Below are 16,167 nucleotides of genomic sequence, written 5' to 3' on the forward strand. Positions count from 1 at the left end.
TGATCTTATCACTCGTAAGTACCATTGTCGGGTTAATTGATGTCTTTTTACTGACCAAGTATTCTTCCTAGAGCAAGGAAAAATTTCGGGAACAGGTACTCATGAAGAGCTAATCGCTAAACATGATCTATACAGGGAATTCACTCATGGACAAGGTTTTTCGTAAAATGGAAAGTCAATGAAGTCTATTTTGAATTTTTTTCACCATAGTTCCTTTGCTTTGGAGTAGAAAACTTCTAACGCTGTTTTAAATTCTTCCATCTTTTTAGCAGTTAGTGCTTCTCTACTTTTATTTTCTTCTATTTTAATTGGAATTGCATCGTGATTTAGATTATGTTCGTCTGCGTTATATGGTAGAGTTGTTAATAGAAACCAACACATGATGGAAAAAAGAAGCAAGAAAAAAAGAAGTTTGCGAATCGAGATACTTAAATTTTTTCTCAAAAATTCACCACCCATTTACATTTATAATTTAAGTATTAACTAAAAACCCAAATAATTCCACAACAAATATTTGGGAAAGTTGATATGAAAATAGGGAGTTATTTGGGTGTTTTTTATTCGCACTTTCCTGTTCTCTATTTCTTCTGATTTCCAAATAATATTATGTTATCATTAATATTGTATTGGTTTTCTTTTTTCTTACTAGGTCCTATTGAGGAGGTGCTTGTGTATGGAAATAGGACAATTGATTAAATTAGAACGCCAGAGACAGAATATGAAACAAGAATACTTGGCTTCAGGTATTTGTGTTCCTTCTTACTTAAGTCGAATAGAAAATGGTTTAGTAATACCGAGTGAAGATATCCAAAAGCATATTCTTACGCGCTTGAACATCCCTCTGGACTCTTTAAAGAGTGAAATAGACCAAGAGAAAACGATTCAATTTAAAACTAAATTTAAAACAGTCATTAACTCTAGAAACAAGCAAAAAGCAGAAGCTCTGCAACTAGATATCCATAACTATATTGAGAGTCATCCTTTCGAACCCAATAGACTGACACTTCTATTAATAGAAACTAGATTAATACTTATGCTACCAGATCAAACGATTAATATTAGAAACAATCTAGCTATATTAGCGGAGTTTAAAAAGGAAATGGATTCCGAACAGTTATTTTATCTATATACGATTCAAGGAATAGTAGCTTATCAAAATAATCAGTTCAGTCAAGCATCCGAGTTTTTCTCTCAAATTTTCACACTTATAAAAAACTATCGTATGGAAGACTGGGAAATGGCCGAACTTTATTACGTATCGAGCTTATCACTTCTGTCAGAATCACGTTATATAGTGGCTATCGATTATGTAAAATCTGCTCTTTCCTATTTTAATCAAGAATTATTAATTGAACGTTCGATTGAATGTTTAATAATTTTAGGTATTGCTCAAATCGATTCCGGAGTTTTAAAAGAAGCAATAGTCACATTTGAAAAAGCAAAAGAAATCAGCTTAAAAATTGACTCCTCTAAATACAATGGAAAGATTGAACATAACTTAGGGGCAACTTATTCTATTCTAGGTAATCAAAAACAAGCACTTTATCATTTTCAAAATAGTTTAAAAGTAAAAACTAGACCGAATGATAAAATAGTGACTATCTTATCTTTACTTAAGGAATATCACAAAATAAATGATGTTCAAAATGCAATAGTTTGGTTAGAAAAAGGATTCGAGATAATTAATTATTTATCAGGAGAAAATAGAAACTTCTTTAAAAGTCATTTTAATATATACAGGGCACTTTTATTGGAGGAAAATAATATTATTTCTATATTTAAAGAATCCTTAGCATATTTTGAAGAAATTCAAGACTACAAATATTGTTTTATTTATTGCCAAGTGCTGGCAAAAAGATTAGCTGATAAAAAACAATACAAACAATCAACAATTTATTATCAGTTAGGTTTTAACTATAATTTAAAACTATCGCATGTAACTAATTGGGAGGAATTATCATGAAAAAATTTATTATCGGTTCACTGTGTCTATTAGGATTAATAATTACATTTAATTTAGGTGGGGTAGAATCAGCAGTTCAAGATAAACCTGACATCACCTCTATTAATAAATTTGCAGTTCAAGATAAACCTGATATCACTTCTATTAATAAGTTTGCAGTTCAAGACAAACCCGATATCACTTCTAGCAATAAGTTTGCAGTTCAAGACAAACCCGATATCACTTCTAGCAATAAGTTTGCAGTTCAAGACAAACCCGATATCACTTCTATTAATAAATTCGCAGTTCAAGACAAACCTGATATCACTTCTATCAATTTTTACATCTAATAAAAAAGGGCCCAAGAAATTAACTCTTGGGTCCTTTCTAATTTCCATAGTTACGTTCTAGACAAACTTCTTCATCCAGAATTATATGATGACTATATACTTCTCCAAACTCTAAACATTCTTCTATATTATCTACAAGTTCAAATACATCAAGAATCATTAATAACTTTATAGTGGTGGTTTCCCCAAATGCATTGGCATATGTCACGTCTTTAAAGTGTTGCTTCACTAATCCATCTACGTCCTCTAATTTATCCGCTCGGACAATATTGATCGTTTCTTCAAATGTTTTATTAGGCATCGATTCTGGTGAGGAGATATGTTCAAATAAAAGTTTTACAGAGTAAATGTTTGACAATAGAATCACCTCTTCTTTTAATTCTATTATTCTTTAATTTGAGCCAGAATGCCACAACTTTCATGTGGGAAAGTCACCTTCAAAAATGGTGTTTAAGTACCGGTTTACGTTACTACTTTCATGCACAATTTTACCTATTCAACTGACTTTCATAGAGTTCGTTATAAAAGCCTTTCTTTTGAAGTAACGCTTCATGGGTGCCATATTCTATGAGCTCCCCTTCATGGATAACGAGAATTTGGTTAGCATTTTCAATGGTTTTTAATCGGTGTGCGATAACAAAGCTAGTTCTCCCTTCCGATAAACGACTTAATCCTTGCTGAATTGCAATTTCTGTACGTGTATCAATGCTAGAAGTTGCTTCATCTAGAATTAGAATATCCGAATCCGCTAGAATCGCACGAGCGATAGATAACAATTGACGTTGCCCCTGGCTTAAGCTTGAACCACCCGAAGTGATTTCCGTTTCATATTGGTCAGGTAAATGTTTTATAAATCCATGTGCAGAGGCCATCTTAGCCGCATTTACGACTTCTTCATCAGTTGCTTCTAATCGACCATATCGAATATTTTCCATGATTGTGCCAGAAAATAGAAAAGTGTCCTGTAATACGATGCCAATTTTTTCACGTAGTGAACTAATTTTATAATCTTGAATTTTACGACCATCAATTTTAATTTCACCTGAATTTATATCATAAAATCGCATTAACAGGTTGATAACAGTTGTTTTCCCTGAACCCGTTGGACCTACTAAAGCAATTTTCTCTCCTGCCCTCGCCCGAAAACTAATTTCCTTTAAAATTGGCTTTCCGTCCTCATAGGAAAAGTTCACATTGGAAAATTCGACCTCGCCTCTAAACGATTTTATTTCAATAGCATCACTTTTGTCCGTTAGATCAGGTGCCTCATCCATAATTTCAAAAACTCGCTCTGCTCCTGCTATTGCAGACTGGAAAGTGTTTAATAGACTTGATAATTGATTGATAGGTCGAAAAAATTGACGAGAATATGTAACGAAAGCAGCAATTATCCCTACAGTTGCCATTTCTTGGACTGTCATCAATGCTCCGATGCCAATGATTAACGCTAGTCCTAAGTTGTTTATAAAGTTATTAATTGGGCCGAGAAAGCCAGATACAGTATCCGCTGCTGTTGCAGACTGACGTAATCTTTCATTTACCAGTGCAAACTTTGTGAATGTTTTATCCTCTTGTCCAAAGATGGTAATTACTTCATTTCCCGAAATAGCTTCTTCAACAAACCCGTTTAATTCTCCTAAGTCTCGTTGTCTTCTAATGAAATTACTACCACTATACGTAATTATTTTTTTCGTCGTAATAATGATTAAGGGAATAATTGTTAGAGACACTAAGGCAAGCATCCAATTGAGCATAAACATGGCAATGGCAACACCCGACACCATTAATATCGATGAAAATATTTGTATAACGCTTTGGCTCAGTGCATTGTTTAAGCTTTCAATATCATTTGTCACTCGGCTCATTAAGTCACCATGTGTCCGTTTATCAAAAAAACGTAAAGACAGTGTTTGAAATTTCTCAAATAAATGTTGTCGTAAAATTCGAATTGTCTTAAGAGACACTCGAACCATTAAGAATGTTTGTAGCCAAGTGAAGATAGATGCAGCAATATAAATCAATGCTAATAATAATAAAACACGAAGAGTCCCTTCCATATCCTTAGGAATGATATAGTCATCTATGGTGATTCCAATTAAATATGGAACGAGTAAATTCAAAATAGTTGAGATAATAACAAATATAATAGAAGCAATCATCGCAATCTTTTGCTTCTCCATATAGTTCCATATACGCTTAATGGTTCCCTTTTTATCCTTTGCTTTTTCTACTGGCCCGCTAAACCCTCTTGGACCACGTGCTCGGCCAATCGCGTCGTTTGGAGAAGTTTTATTCATAGGAAAGAACCTCCTTCCCATTTTGTGTTTCATAAATCCCTCTATAGACGTCGCTACTTGCTAACAATTCTTCATGTGTCCCACACGCCTCAATCGCTCCTTCATCAATCACCAAAATTTGATTTGCGTTGATAATGGAAGATACTTTCGAAGAAATGATGAACACAATCGTATTGGAAAGGTTTTGGTTTAATGCGTGTTGAACAGACGCTTCCGATAAAGCATCTATTGCGGATGTAGAATCATCTAATATCAATATTTTAGGCTTCCGAATGAAAGCACGTGTCATTGCAAGACGTTGCTTTTGTCCTCCTGATAAATTAGTCGCTCCTTGCATGAGCTCATAAGTAAACTGACCATCGAGTTTTTCAATAAACTCAGTAGCAGCTGCAGACCGTGCTGCTTCCTTCATCTCTTCTAGATTTGCTTCCTCTTTACCAAAGCGAAGATTTTCCTCAATTGTTCCAGAAAATAATGTTGCCTTTTGCTGCACAAAACCTATAGATTCTCTCAGTTTTCTAAGAGGATATTCTTTAATGTTTATTCCATCAATCAAAATCTCCCCAGAATCTGGATCATACAACCGTGGTATCAGTTTGACAAGTGTTGTTTTTCCGCTACCAGTAGAGCCAATAATACCAATTGTCTCCCCTGCCTTCGCTTGAAAGGAAATGTTTTTTAAAACATACTCACCGTTTTTACTATAACTAAAATTAACATGTCGGAACTCCACTTTTCCTTCCATTTCTAATAGCGAAGCAGGATTTACAGGCTCCCTAATATCTATTTCAGTATCAAGTACTTGTTGAATTCTATTTGATGAAGTAAAAGATTTCGTAATTTGCATCAAAACATGACTACTCGTCATTAGTCCGTTCATTATAATATTCAAGTAGTTAATAAAAGCTAGAATGACACCGACTTGGAGCGTACCTTCATTTACTTTAATGGCTCCCATCCACATCCCGAAAACGACACCGATATTTACTACAAAAAGCATAATAGGCATGAGTGTTAAAATTACTTGCTCAGCAGCAATGTTTCGCTTCGTTAATGTATCATTTACCTGTTTAAACGTGTTTGTTTCAAAATCTGATCGGCCAAATGCTTTAATTACCCTAATACCGGCGAAATTCTCTTGTAACTTCGTATTTACGGTGTCCATTGCTCTCTGTACTCTTGCAAATAATTGACCAGATTTTGAAGAAAACCAATAAATTAAAACCATTAATATTGGTATCGCAACTAACAGCACCGGAAACAGTTCTCGAGCAGTAAACCATACAATAACGACAGCTCCGATGAACAGTAAGGGTCCACGCACAAAGATTCTTAACGTCATCATTAATGCTTGTTGAACTGCTGCCACATCATTCGTAACAATAGTTATTAATTTACCGGCACCAAATGAATCCATATTTTCACTTGAAAACTGCTCCGTTTTTTTGAATACATCTCGGCGAATATCGGTTGCAAAATTTACAGATGCTTTAGCACTGTAAACCGTACTACCCACTCCACCCATTAATCCTATGAATGCTGTAAACAGCATAAAGAATCCAAGTTTCATGACATATGCGTTGTCATTATTTGCAATTCCAACGTCAATAATATGTTGCATAATGGTAGGTTGTAGTAAATCCATAGCTACTTCAATACACATTAAAAGTGGTCCAAGAATCGCAAACAATGTATATGGCTTCACATATGGAAGTAATCTTTTTAGGGATTTCATTCATTTTCTCTCCTTAACTATATCCCAATTTTAATAGAGATATCGCAGGAGAACAATCGTTTGTTTTAATAGAATTAAAAAAGCCTAGAGATTTTTCTCTAAGCTCGGTTATTCAATATTTTCTATTTTCTCTAACGGCTCGAATGCGGGACCTTCAATCACGTCACCCTTAAATGTGTATCGTGACCCATGACATGGACAGTCCCATGAAGTCTCTGCATTATTGAATACGACATCACAACCCATATGTGTGCATACTGGTTTAACTAAATATATCTCACCAGTGACATCCTTAAATGCTCCAACCTTTTTACCGTCTAGTTTTACGATGTCTCCAGTACCAAGTTGTAAATCTTTAAACAAGACATCTATTTTTTCAGTCTTTCCTTTTACTAATTCTTTTGCGACGGCTGCGTTATACTTGGCAAAACTAGCTATATCTTCTTTTTTCATTTTGGAACGGATTGGATTGTAAAGTTCCGCGTATCGATTTTCTTTTTCCATGACATTGTCCGCCATTATTTGGGCAGCTACCGTACTATTCGTCATACCCCATTTTGCGTAACCAGTTGCAACCAATACATCAGGAAGACCTGACGTCATGATTCCTACATACGGCACTTGATCTAGGGTCACTAAATCCTGAGCAGACCAGCGATTCGTAAACTGCTTTATATTAAATTTCTCTCTACCAAATGCAGCTAGTGCATCATAATTATCCATCATATCACCTTCATATCTACCGGTAACATGACCTTCTCCACCTAGTATTAAATATCTTTTTCCATCTTTACCCAACGCTGTACGTACGGATCTTGTTGGCTTTTCTACATTAATATAAATGCCTTTTGGATAATTAGATTCGGCTGGCGCAGCTAACGCATAAGATCTTTCTGGGGACATTCTTGAAAAATACAGACCATTTCCATCATTAAATGGGAAGTGGCTACAAACTAATATTTTGTTTGCACGTATTTTATGACCATTCATCATTTCTACTATATTTTTTGATATAGTTTTTGCTCGCGATTTTTCAAAAAACTGCACACCATTCTCTATTGCTTTATTCATTAATCCAGTGGCATACTTTAACGGATGAAACTGTGCTTGATTTTCCAACTTTAATGACTCCATTACATCATAAGGAAGACCGGTATTTGTTGTAAGAGTTGCCCCCTCTATACCTAGCTTATTATAGGCGTCCATTTCTTTCCTTACTGTTTGTACTCCTTCTTTAGTATCAGCATATATATAAGCATCTACCTTTTCAAAATCACATTTAATTCCCAATTCTTTGGCTGTTTCCTCTATAAAGTTTTTAGCCTCTGTATTGGCATCATAATATAGTCTCGCTTTTTCTTCACCGAATATGGAAATTAGCTTTTGGTAAATAGGCCCATGCTGCGCTGTCACCTTTGCAGTAGTGAAACCAGTTGTACCTTTTAATATTCTGCTTCCTTCCAAAACCATTACACTTTTTCCGCTCTTGCTAAGTAAATACGCAGCAGTAATCCCTGTAAGACCTGCTCCTACAATTAAAATTTCGGTTTCTACATTTTCTCTTATTTCAGGAAACATTGGAAAGTCTTCTGTGGCACGCCAATAAGATTGTGATTCAGTTGGTAGTATTTGATCGTTCATTGGATTTCCTCCTTTTCTTCTAGTGTCTATCTATAAACGAAACTTTATTCAATTATTTACGTATAAGAAAAAAACAGTTTTTTTATTAGGGGGTTTAAAATGGATAGCTTAGGCTTTTTCTTTGGGGGTATACCCATATTCATCGGTCTAATTTTCATTTTGGTATTTGGTCTTATTATTTTCACTATCATAAAAAGCATATCCCAGTGGAATAAAAACAATAACTCTCCAAAGCTTTCTGTGCCAACTCAGGTAGTAGCAAAACGTTCCGATACACGCGGTGGTTCTGGAAATAGTTCTGCTTCTACTTCGTATTACGTAACATTTCAAGTAGAAAGCGGGGATCGAATGGAGCTTCACGTTAGCGGGCAAGAATATGGTATGCTCGCTGAAGATGATTTAGGTGTTCTTACTTTTCAAGGCACTAGATTTTTAAGTTTTGAGAGAAGAAGTTAAGGAAAAACGTGCTAGCGCATCTGCTGCACGTTTTTTTATCTTATCCCCTCAATTTCACATAAATTGTTATACCCTATTCCATTAAAAAACTAACGCAAAATAAAAAACCAGCAGAATTTCTCCTACTGATTTTTTGTATATTATTTAGCTTGTAATCCTTCTTCTTCCGCAACTTTATTCAATGCACCAACAAACGTTTCAAGTGGTTGTGCACCAGAAATTGCATACTTATCATTTAAAACAAAAAATGGAACACCGCGCACGCCAATTTGTCCAGCTTTAGCGATATCAAGACGAACCTCTGTCAAATACTTATTGGAATTCAACACTTCTTCCGCTTCATCTCTAGGTAATCCAAGAGAATCAATTAAATCAAGGAGAACCTCGTGTTTGCCAATCTCTTTACCTTCAATAAAATAAGAGTGCAGTAACAATTCATTGGCTTCTGCAGCCTTCCCTTGTTCGGTTGCCCACTTCACCAGACGGTGTGCATCTAACGTATTTGCAGGTTTCATTTTGTCAAAATTGTAATCGAGACCAACTGTTTTTGCTTGCTCCACTACTTGTGCGGTCATTCCTTTAGCTGCTTCCACAGTAGATCCATACTTTTCAGCAAGCACTTCATACATGCTTTGGTCCGAAATTTTAGGAGTATTCGGATCCAACTCAAAGCTCTTAAATTCAACCTCTGCTTGACTTGCATACCCAGCCTGCTCTAAAGCTTCTTCCAAACGTCTTTTTCCTATATAACAAAAAGGACAAACAAAATCTGACCATACTTCAATTTTCATTATTCTCACCTCCATTACATTGTAAAGACTTCTTAAGTATTCAACAATTTTAATGCTCTCTGAAAATTCGAGTTCTTAGATTCTCGGGGATACCTGGGGATTTCTGAGATACCTCCGGGATTTTCTGAGATCCACTCGGGATTTTCTGAGATCCACTCGAGATTTTCTGAGATCCACTCGGGATTTTCTGAGATACCTCCGGGATTTTCTGAGATACCTCCGGGATTTTCTGAGATCCACTCGAGATTTTCTGAGATCCACTCGAGATTTTCTGAGATGCACTTCGTTTCCAAATAAAAAAGCTATCTCTTTATCCAAGAGATAGCCATTTTCTACAATTATAATGCTAGCGCTTCAGTCAAGGCTGGTACTACTTGTTTTTTACGAGATACTACGCCTTTCAGTAATGCGATATTGTTATCATCGAATTTTACATTAAAGGCAGCTTCTGCTTTTAACGCCAATTTACCAAGCGCTAGCGCTACAGAATCATTGTTTAGAATATCCGTTACTACAAAGAAAAATAGATCTAATTCTTTTTCTTGAATTTCAAGATTAATTAAGTCTTCCAGCTCTACTCTACGATTCATTACGTCATTTACGTCTACAGCATTTACTTGTGCAATGACTACTTTGTATTCGCCCATAACGAATTCTTTAGCGTCTAATGAAAGAAGGTCCTCTAGGCTCTTATCGCTTAAATCTGCTCCCGCTTTCAACATAGCTAGTCCATACTCTTCCGCGTTTACACCAGCAATTGCTTCTAGTTCACGAGCAGCAGCAATGTCTTCTTGCGTGCATGTTGGTGATTTAAATAATAAAGAATCTGAAACGATTGCAGAAAGCATTAATCCAGCAATGTTTGCAGGGATTTCTACACCTTTTTCTTTAAAAATTTTATTTAATATAGTTGCAGTACATCCTACTGGTTCTGCACGATAGTATAATGGATCTGCTGTTTCAAAGTTTGCAATACGGTGATGGTCGATAACTTCCGTTACTTGCACATTTTCAATACCATCTGCACTTTGTTGTTTTTCATTGTGATCTACCAAAATTACTTTCTTCGCTTCACTTGAAACATCCCCAATAATTCGAGGTGCTTCAAATCCGAATTTTTCAAGAGCAAATTTTGTTTCATTGTTCACATCACCTAAAGCAACCGCTTCTGCTTCTACCCCAATGGCATTTTTTAAATATGCATATACAATTGCTGATGTGATTGTGTCTGTATCAGGGTTTTTATGACCAAAAACTAATACTTTTTCCATTAATAATCCTCCTAATAATCAATTCCGAACTTATTTTATCATATATCCTGTTGCTCTTTAAAAAGTAAATTTGCTAACAAATGTTTTTGAAGTAAAAAATCTGCCAATGTATATTCGTCCAGCACTTTAAAATAAGCTAGCAAAGCCCTATTTAGTGCACCTTTTAGTCCACAAACCGGTGTAATTACGCAGGAGTTCGAATGACAATCGAAGCATTCAACGAGATGGAAATCATCTTCTGTATTCCTTACAACTTGTCCTATATTGATATTTTCAGGCTCCATTGCCAAACGAATTCCACCACCTCGGCCACGGATTGTTTCTATATAGCCAAGTTTCCCTAATTCATAAGTCACCTTCATCAAGTGATTCTTTGATATTCCATAAGCAGTGGATATTTCTTGTATTGTAGAAAGTTCATCTCTATTTTTGGTTCCCAGGTATATTAACACTCGAAGTGAGAAATCTGTATACATAGTCAATCTCATTTTTCCACCGCCATTCTACTAATCATTATAAACGACTATGTCTGAATCGTGAAAGAAATGTGTCTGAAATATTACATCTACTTTAAAGATGTATTTTAAATATTGCTTTAAAAAATGGCTAGGAGTATTCTGTATTTGTAAATAAAATAAAAGGACGTGTAAATTATGTTATCTCAAAAAACAATTGATATCGTAAAATCAACTGCACCTGTATTAGAAGTTCACGGAGTTGCAATAACCACAGCTTTTTATAAAAATATGTTTAACGCACACCCAGAGCTTTTAAATATTTTCAATCATGCAAACCAAGCAAAAGGTCGTCAACAAACCGCGCTAGCGAACACTGTATACGCAGCAGCAACCCATATTGATAATTTAGCGGCAATTATTCCAGTGGTGAAACAAATAGGACAAAAACACGTAAGTTTAGGCATTAAACCCGAACATTATCCAATTGTAGGTGAGCATCTACTTGGCGCAATCAAAGAAGTATTAGGAGATGCTGCTACTGACGATATCATTAATGCTTGGGCAGAAGCATATGGAGTTATCGCAGATGCTTTTATAGGCATCGAAGAAGAAATGTATGTAGCAGCAGAGTCAAAAGATGGCGGTTGGAGATTCTTTAAAGACTTCGTTATTGCAGATAAAGTAAAAGAAAGTGAAAACATTACTTCATTTTATTTAAAACCAGCAGATGGATCTACGGTTCCTTCTTATGAGCCTGGACAATTCATTACGATTCGTGTGAGCATTCCAGGCGAAACGTATTTGATGAACAGACAGTATAGCTTATCTAAAGCAGCTGATTCAGAATCATTTCGTATTTCAGTGAAAAAAGAAGATGAAAATAATCCAGAAGGAAAAGTTTCTGTTCACCTCCACAATAATGTTAATGTTGGAGATATAGTTGAACTTACTGCTCCAGCTGGTGAATTTGTTTTAGATCCAGAAAAAACAACTCCTGTAACTTTCTTAAGTGGAGGAGTTGGTATCACACCAATGATGAGTATGTTCGAAACAGTAGCTAAGACTCAACCAAATCGACCAGTATCCTTCCTTTATAGTGCTCGGAATGAAAACTTACATCCATTCGACCAAGATATTCGTTCTTTAATGGAAACAATGGATGATGCAAAATATGTTACTCTATACTCTGATAGTGGGGATGGCTTCATAACGAAGGATGTATTAAAAGAACATGCACGTAAAGATGGGGATGTCTATGTTTGTGGCCCAGTTGGATTTATGGAAGCAATGATCAATCATTTACTAGAGTTAGGCTTTGTAAATGAACAAATTCACTATGAATTCTTTGGACCTGCTTTACAGCTAGATTTAGTACAAGCATAATATTCTTAAAAAGAAGTGTTACTTCGTTATGAAGTAACACTTCTTTTTATAGGAATATATTGACGTTAAAATAAGCTTTTAGTAGTGCGCATGTCTTACAATTGATGCTATACTTAGCCTATAAATTATGAAATGAGTGAAATAATGCCTAAAATATTTGAAAGCAAATATATCCCCCTTTCCACTTTCTTTCAACAATCGACGAACAAAGAGATTAGATTAACATATGCAGAAATTGAAGCAATCATCGGACAAGTACTACCTAACGCAGCTTATTTAAGTAGTAGTTGGTGGAAAAAAACAAAGCCTCCTGCATTACATTATTTCGCTTGGACAGACCATGGTTACTCAGTAAAAAAAGTAGACCTAGGAAAATCTGTTTTATTTCATAGTACGGTTCTCGAAACCGATTCGATAATGGATGATGTAAATAACCACCAGGACATTCTGATCATACGAGAAGCAGAGTTAGATGATGCCCGTTCATTTATTCGTTTGCAAGAAACCATATTTTCAGAAACTGATTTTATGTTGTATGGAAAATCTGATATTCAAATGACAGTACAGAGTATCCGAAAAGAGATGACAGCATGGAAAAATATCGAAAACTCTAATTTACTTTTAGCTATTATGAACGGGCAGTTCGCTGGATATGTATTGTTTACGGGTGGACCAGCACCACGTGCTTTGCATCGAGCTTCTGTAGTAATCGGTGTGAAACAAGAATTCTCTAAAAAGGGAATTGCCTCTTCCTTAATGGTACATGGAGAAAAATGGGCTAAAGAAGTAGGAATATCCAAGCTTGAACTGTCTGTTATTAAAGAAAATATAGGTGCTCAAAAACTATATAAAAAGCTTGGTTTCGAAAAAGAAGGCGACCGTAAAAATGCACTTATCATTAATGGACATTTCGTAGATGAATATTATATGGGAAAACTTATCTAATTCATATAAAATACCGACCATTTCTGGTCGGTATTTCAGATTTCACGACAAAAGTATTTTAATAAACGCTTAGATCTTCCAAAAGAGTTTGCTCTATCCAATTAAAAGTATAGATAGTAGATATCTATAAGTAATTGTTTATAAGGCAAGGATAACCACGAAGACTCCTGTGGGAACAGCTTGAGCAGAAGACCCCGCAGTTAAGGGGAAGGCAATCTAAGTTCGCCACATCCTGCGGCAACGATTGCATGACCAACATCGTGTTGGCCTAGGAGGCTGAAGCCAAGCCCACGGAAAGCGAAGTGGTGGTCTTTGCCGAATTTAATATACAACTCTATGCACCCAAAATTGAGTTTGTCACTATCTGAAATACCGACCATTTCTGGTCGGTATTTTTTCTTGTACTTTCGATATGACGCTATCTTTTGATTTCAGTAGGTTCATCTCATTTTAGATACAAAGGGATTGTCCGTTTCCCAAAAACGATAAGGGTAATGCACAGCTTCCCCACTGTTTTCAATACCAATCCTAGGACCTGTTGATATGAACGACACCTCACTACCTTCTGCAATATATAAAGGCTTTTCCGTCCAATGTTTACCGTAATATTCCATAGTGATTCCCATAGCTTTCGTTAATTTCCCGGGGCCATTTGTCCACTGCTTCATTGGTAGATTGTTACGAAATTCTTTCATTAGCTCTAAGCCTTCTACAGGTTCAACAGCTCGAATTAATATTGCATTGGGGATGCCCTCCATACCTGCTACAACATTAATCAGTGTATGTGTATGCATTTGATACGTGTATATAAGCCCTGGCCCACCAAACATTACTTCTGTTCGTTTTGTTCTTCTGTTTCCAAAGCTGTGCGCTGCACGATCTTCAGGTCCCATATAGGCTTCCGTCTCAACTATTTTACCTACAATTAGCCCTCTTCCATGCTCATGGACTATATTCTTTCCTATTAAGTTTCTAGCTAGCTCTAATGTTGGTTGATGAAAAAATGATACGTCCATTGGTCTCATTTTATATAAACCCCATTTGCTTCGCTTCAAAAGTTAGTTCTTCTCTAAATTTAGGATGCGCTATTGATATGAGTTGTTTTGCACGCTCAGAAATTGGCTTTCCAAACATTTTCGCTACTCCATATTCTGTAACAATTGTATCAATATCGTTCTTAGACGTTGTAACGACCGATCCAGGGGAAAGTCTTAGTTGTATCCGAGAAATCTCATCATTTTTTGCAGTAGATGTCATACATACAAAGCCTTTTCCTTCCTTTGCAAAACGCACCCCTCTTGCAAAGTCAGCTTGTCCTCCCGTCGAGGAGTAATATTTTCCGGCAACCGTTTCCGATGCACATTGACCAAATAAGTCAACTTCTGTCGTAGCATTAATAGAAACGATTCGTTCTTCCTTTGCAATTTCCCTAGGATCATTTACTATACTTACTGGCAAAAATTGAACAGCAGGATTGTTATGCAAGAAGTTATAGATTTTATTGGATCCATGTGCAAAGGTCGCTATTATCTTCCCTTTATTTGTAAACTTTTGCGTCCCATCTATTGCACCAGCTTCCACAAGATCCACTATTCCATCTACAAACATTTCTGTATGAATGCCCAAATGTCTATGATCTTTCAGTAAACTTACTACTGCGTTAGGAATGGAGCCGATTCCGATTTGTAAAGTGTCCCCATTTTGAATACTTTCTGCTACATAAGAAGCTATTCTCATATCCTTATCACCAATTGGCGGTGAAATATCTTCAAAAAGAGGACGATCGTTTTCAACAAAACCTTCAATTTGGCTTATATGTATTTGATTTTCACCAAATGTACGAGGCATATGTTTATTTACTTCTAATAGGAAAGGAACCTTTCCAATAAATTCAGACACAATGTCCGCTTGAGTACCTAGTGAAAAGTATCCATATTCATCCATCGGAGAAGCTACTGCCATAATCATCGATAAATTGGTCGATTGTCTTAAAATCTTTGGCATTTCGTGAAAATTATTTGGCACTAGGTCTACTAATCCTTGGTGAAACATATTCCGAGTAGCACCACTTAAAAAATAGGATACATGACTAAGCTTTCCAGGGAATGCACCTTCCATATACTTTCGATGCTTTAATGCGAGTAACTGATGAATTTTCACATTAGTTAAAGCATCCGTATTTTCTTCCAAAATATCAAGTAATTTATGTGGCTCTCCATTCGTTAACGGGAGAATGATATCGGCATCCTTTTCAATTAGTTCGATAATTTGCCTCTCCGATAGTTGTTTGTCTCTCATAGCTGTTCCTCCTACATTTATCTACTTGGGGCAGTATCAATAAAGGCTTTCACTTCCACCGGATTTCTTAATATACATATATCAACGTTACTTGCTTCTCTTAATACTTTTAATATACCTGGGCGGACATCTTTTGGAAAACGCCATACCCATAGAGCAAACTCTAAATCTATTTTTTCTTCACACCCGGCACCCATATCAGGACGTGTTTTACCTCTGTACTCCCATGCTCTCTTGAAAACTCGATACGTACAGAGTAACCGAGGAAAATCTAAGAAGATAATTAAATCTGCGTATTTAGCTCTTAATGCCAAAGTAGAGTCAAAATTGCCATCGATAATCCACTCATTTCCCTCTAGTTTCGTCTGAATTTTTTCGCGAAATGCTTGTTTTGGTGTAGGTACCCATCCGGGATTCCAAAAAAGGGCATCCAGATGGACAATTGGTAATTTCCATTGTTCAGCAAGCTTTCTTGATAAGGTTGATTTGCCTGCACCACTTGAACCGATAATAAGAATTCGTTTATGACGTAGATCTCCCAAGTCCTGCACCTCCCGTATTTCCATTCTTTCATTTTACTATGTTATTGGGAATGAAACA

General features: G+C 36.0%; 16 protein-coding genes. 5 read left to right on the plus strand and 11 right to left on the minus strand.

Annotated elements, in window-relative coordinates; translation table 11 throughout:
* Positions 1-201 precede the first annotated feature (201 nt).
* Entirely contained in the window at positions 202-444 is a 243-nt protein-coding gene (locus P2Q73_RS02620) for a hypothetical protein (RefSeq protein ID WP_275783586.1), read from the minus strand.
* Positions 445-673: 229 nt separating this feature from the next.
* Between P2Q73_RS02620 and P2Q73_RS02625 the strand changes: the two genes are divergently transcribed.
* Together P2Q73_RS02625 and P2Q73_RS02630 are read left to right on the plus strand one after the other, a co-directional pair.
* Positions 674-1,963, plus strand: a complete 1,290-nt coding sequence (locus tag P2Q73_RS02625) for a helix-turn-helix domain-containing protein (RefSeq protein WP_275783589.1) — start codon at positions 674-676, stop codon at positions 1,961-1,963.
* Positions 1,960-2,292 carry a hypothetical protein gene (locus P2Q73_RS02630; protein ID WP_275783592.1) on the plus strand — a complete coding sequence of 111 codons (333 nt, stop codon included), beginning with the start codon at positions 1,960-1,962 and terminating at the stop codon, positions 2,290-2,292. Before P2Q73_RS02625 ends, P2Q73_RS02630 begins: the two co-directional genes overlap by 4 nt.
* Positions 2,293-2,329: 37 nt before the next feature.
* Here P2Q73_RS02630 and P2Q73_RS02635 read toward each other — a convergent pair whose 3' ends face one another.
* The 4 genes from P2Q73_RS02635 to P2Q73_RS02650 form a co-directional block, all read right to left on the minus strand.
* Positions 2,330-2,659, minus strand: coding sequence for a DUF4288 domain-containing protein (locus tag P2Q73_RS02635; RefSeq protein WP_231687491.1), 330 nt, complete (start codon positions 2,657-2,659; stop codon positions 2,330-2,332).
* 121 nt (positions 2,660-2,780) lie between these two features.
* On the minus strand, positions 2,781-4,589 hold the full coding sequence (locus P2Q73_RS02640) for an ABC transporter ATP-binding protein (protein WP_275783596.1): 1,809 nt from the start codon (positions 4,587-4,589) through the stop codon (positions 2,781-2,783).
* The gene (locus tag P2Q73_RS02645) at positions 4,582-6,324 is read right to left on the minus strand and encodes an ABC transporter ATP-binding protein (protein WP_275783598.1); all 1,743 of its coding nucleotides are present in this window, start codon (positions 6,322-6,324) and stop codon (positions 4,582-4,584) included. The genes P2Q73_RS02640 and P2Q73_RS02645 overlap by 8 nt, the downstream gene beginning before the upstream one ends.
* A gap of 108 nt (positions 6,325-6,432) precedes the next feature.
* The gene (locus P2Q73_RS02650) at positions 6,433-7,965 is read right to left on the minus strand and encodes an FAD-dependent oxidoreductase (RefSeq protein WP_275783601.1); all 1,533 of its coding nucleotides are present in this window, start codon (positions 7,963-7,965) and stop codon (positions 6,433-6,435) included.
* A gap of 99 nt (positions 7,966-8,064) precedes the next feature.
* On the opposite strand from P2Q73_RS02650, the gene P2Q73_RS02655 reads away from it, so the two are divergent.
* Entirely contained in the window at positions 8,065-8,421 is a 357-nt protein-coding gene (locus P2Q73_RS02655) for a DUF2500 domain-containing protein (protein ID WP_275783604.1), read from the plus strand.
* Between the two features lie 140 nt (positions 8,422-8,561).
* Here the strand turns inward: P2Q73_RS02655 and P2Q73_RS02660 are convergent, their stop codons facing one another.
* The 3 genes from P2Q73_RS02660 to P2Q73_RS02670 all read right to left on the minus strand — a co-directional run bounded on the left by P2Q73_RS02660 (position 8,562) and on the right by P2Q73_RS02670 (position 10,971).
* Complete coding sequence (locus P2Q73_RS02660) at positions 8,562-9,212, minus strand: DsbA family oxidoreductase (protein ID WP_275783607.1); 651 nt, start codon at positions 9,210-9,212, stop codon at positions 8,562-8,564.
* Positions 9,213-9,550: 338 nt separating this feature from the next.
* Positions 9,551-10,483, minus strand: coding sequence for a manganese-dependent inorganic pyrophosphatase (locus tag P2Q73_RS02665; protein ID WP_275783610.1), 933 nt, complete (start codon positions 10,481-10,483; stop codon positions 9,551-9,553).
* A 38-nt stretch (positions 10,484-10,521) separates the two neighbouring features.
* Positions 10,522-10,971, minus strand: a complete 450-nt coding sequence (locus P2Q73_RS02670; RefSeq protein ID WP_275783613.1) for an Rrf2 family transcriptional regulator — start codon at positions 10,969-10,971, stop codon at positions 10,522-10,524.
* Between the two features lie 165 nt (positions 10,972-11,136).
* Here P2Q73_RS02670 and hmpA point away from each other — a divergent pair, with 165 nt between their 5' ends.
* The gene (gene hmpA / locus P2Q73_RS02675; protein ID WP_056830949.1) at positions 11,137-12,324 is read left to right on the plus strand and encodes an NO-inducible flavohemoprotein; all 1,188 of its coding nucleotides are present in this window, start codon (positions 11,137-11,139) and stop codon (positions 12,322-12,324) included.
* Positions 12,325-12,468: 144 nt separating this feature from the next.
* Positions 12,469-13,269 (plus strand): GNAT family N-acetyltransferase, encoded by an 801-nt coding sequence (locus P2Q73_RS02680; RefSeq protein ID WP_053591616.1) that lies wholly within the window; start codon positions 12,469-12,471, stop codon positions 13,267-13,269.
* Between the two features lie 440 nt (positions 13,270-13,709).
* Here the strand turns inward: P2Q73_RS02680 and P2Q73_RS02685 are convergent, their stop codons facing one another.
* From P2Q73_RS02685 to P2Q73_RS02695, 3 genes are read right to left on the minus strand one after another with little or no spacing between them, the layout of a single operon-like run.
* A complete protein-coding gene (locus P2Q73_RS02685) occupies positions 13,710-14,294 on the minus strand; it encodes a DNA-3-methyladenine glycosylase (RefSeq protein ID WP_056830951.1) in 585 nt (194 codons plus the stop codon).
* Between the two features lies 1 nt (position 14,295).
* A complete protein-coding gene (locus P2Q73_RS02690; protein ID WP_056830953.1) occupies positions 14,296-15,567 on the minus strand; it encodes an acetyl-CoA hydrolase/transferase family protein in 1,272 nt (423 codons plus the stop codon).
* 17 nt (positions 15,568-15,584) lie between these two features.
* On the minus strand, positions 15,585-16,109 hold the full coding sequence (locus tag P2Q73_RS02695; RefSeq protein WP_481747131.1) for a DNA topology modulation protein: 525 nt from the start codon (positions 16,107-16,109) through the stop codon (positions 15,585-15,587).
* Positions 16,110-16,167: the final 58 nt, after the last annotated feature.

Origin of the sequence: Bacillus sp. Cr_A10 (genome assembly GCF_029222665.1) — a bacterium.
GTDB lineage: Bacteria > Bacillota > Bacilli > Bacillales_A > Planococcaceae > Psychrobacillus.

Excerpts from the sequence above, each read along its gene's own strand:
- P2Q73_RS02655 (WP_275783604.1), top strand. The coding sequence starts at position 8,065 with ATGGATAGCTTAGGCTTTTTCTTTGGGGGTATACCCATATTCATCGGT.
- P2Q73_RS02670 (WP_275783613.1), bottom strand. The coding sequence starts at position 10,971 with ATGAGATTGACTATGTATACAGATTTCTCACTTCGAGTGTTAATATAC.
- hmpA (WP_056830949.1), top strand. The coding sequence starts at position 11,137 with ATGTTATCTCAAAAAACAATTGATATCGTAAAATCAACTGCACCTGTA.
- P2Q73_RS02625 (WP_275783589.1), top strand. The coding sequence starts at position 674 with ATGGAAATAGGACAATTGATTAAATTAGAACGCCAGAGACAGAATATG.
- P2Q73_RS02665 (WP_275783610.1), bottom strand. The coding sequence starts at position 10,483 with ATGGAAAAAGTATTAGTTTTTGGTCATAAAAACCCTGATACAGACACA.
- P2Q73_RS02685 (WP_056830951.1), bottom strand. The coding sequence starts at position 14,294 with ATGAGACCAATGGACGTATCATTTTTTCATCAACCAACATTAGAGCTA.
- P2Q73_RS02645 (WP_275783598.1), bottom strand. The coding sequence starts at position 6,324 with ATGAAATCCCTAAAAAGATTACTTCCATATGTGAAGCCATATACATTG.
- P2Q73_RS02650 (WP_275783601.1), bottom strand. The coding sequence starts at position 7,965 with ATGAACGATCAAATACTACCAACTGAATCACAATCTTATTGGCGTGCC.
- P2Q73_RS02690 (WP_056830953.1), bottom strand. The coding sequence starts at position 15,567 with ATGAGAGACAAACAACTATCGGAGAGGCAAATTATCGAACTAATTGAA.
- P2Q73_RS02680 (WP_053591616.1), top strand. The coding sequence starts at position 12,469 with ATGCCTAAAATATTTGAAAGCAAATATATCCCCCTTTCCACTTTCTTT.
- P2Q73_RS02660 (WP_275783607.1), bottom strand. The coding sequence starts at position 9,212 with ATGAAAATTGAAGTATGGTCAGATTTTGTTTGTCCTTTTTGTTATATA.
- P2Q73_RS02630 (WP_275783592.1), top strand. The coding sequence starts at position 1,960 with ATGAAAAAATTTATTATCGGTTCACTGTGTCTATTAGGATTAATAATT.
- P2Q73_RS02640 (WP_275783596.1), bottom strand. The coding sequence starts at position 4,589 with ATGAATAAAACTTCTCCAAACGACGCGATTGGCCGAGCACGTGGTCCA.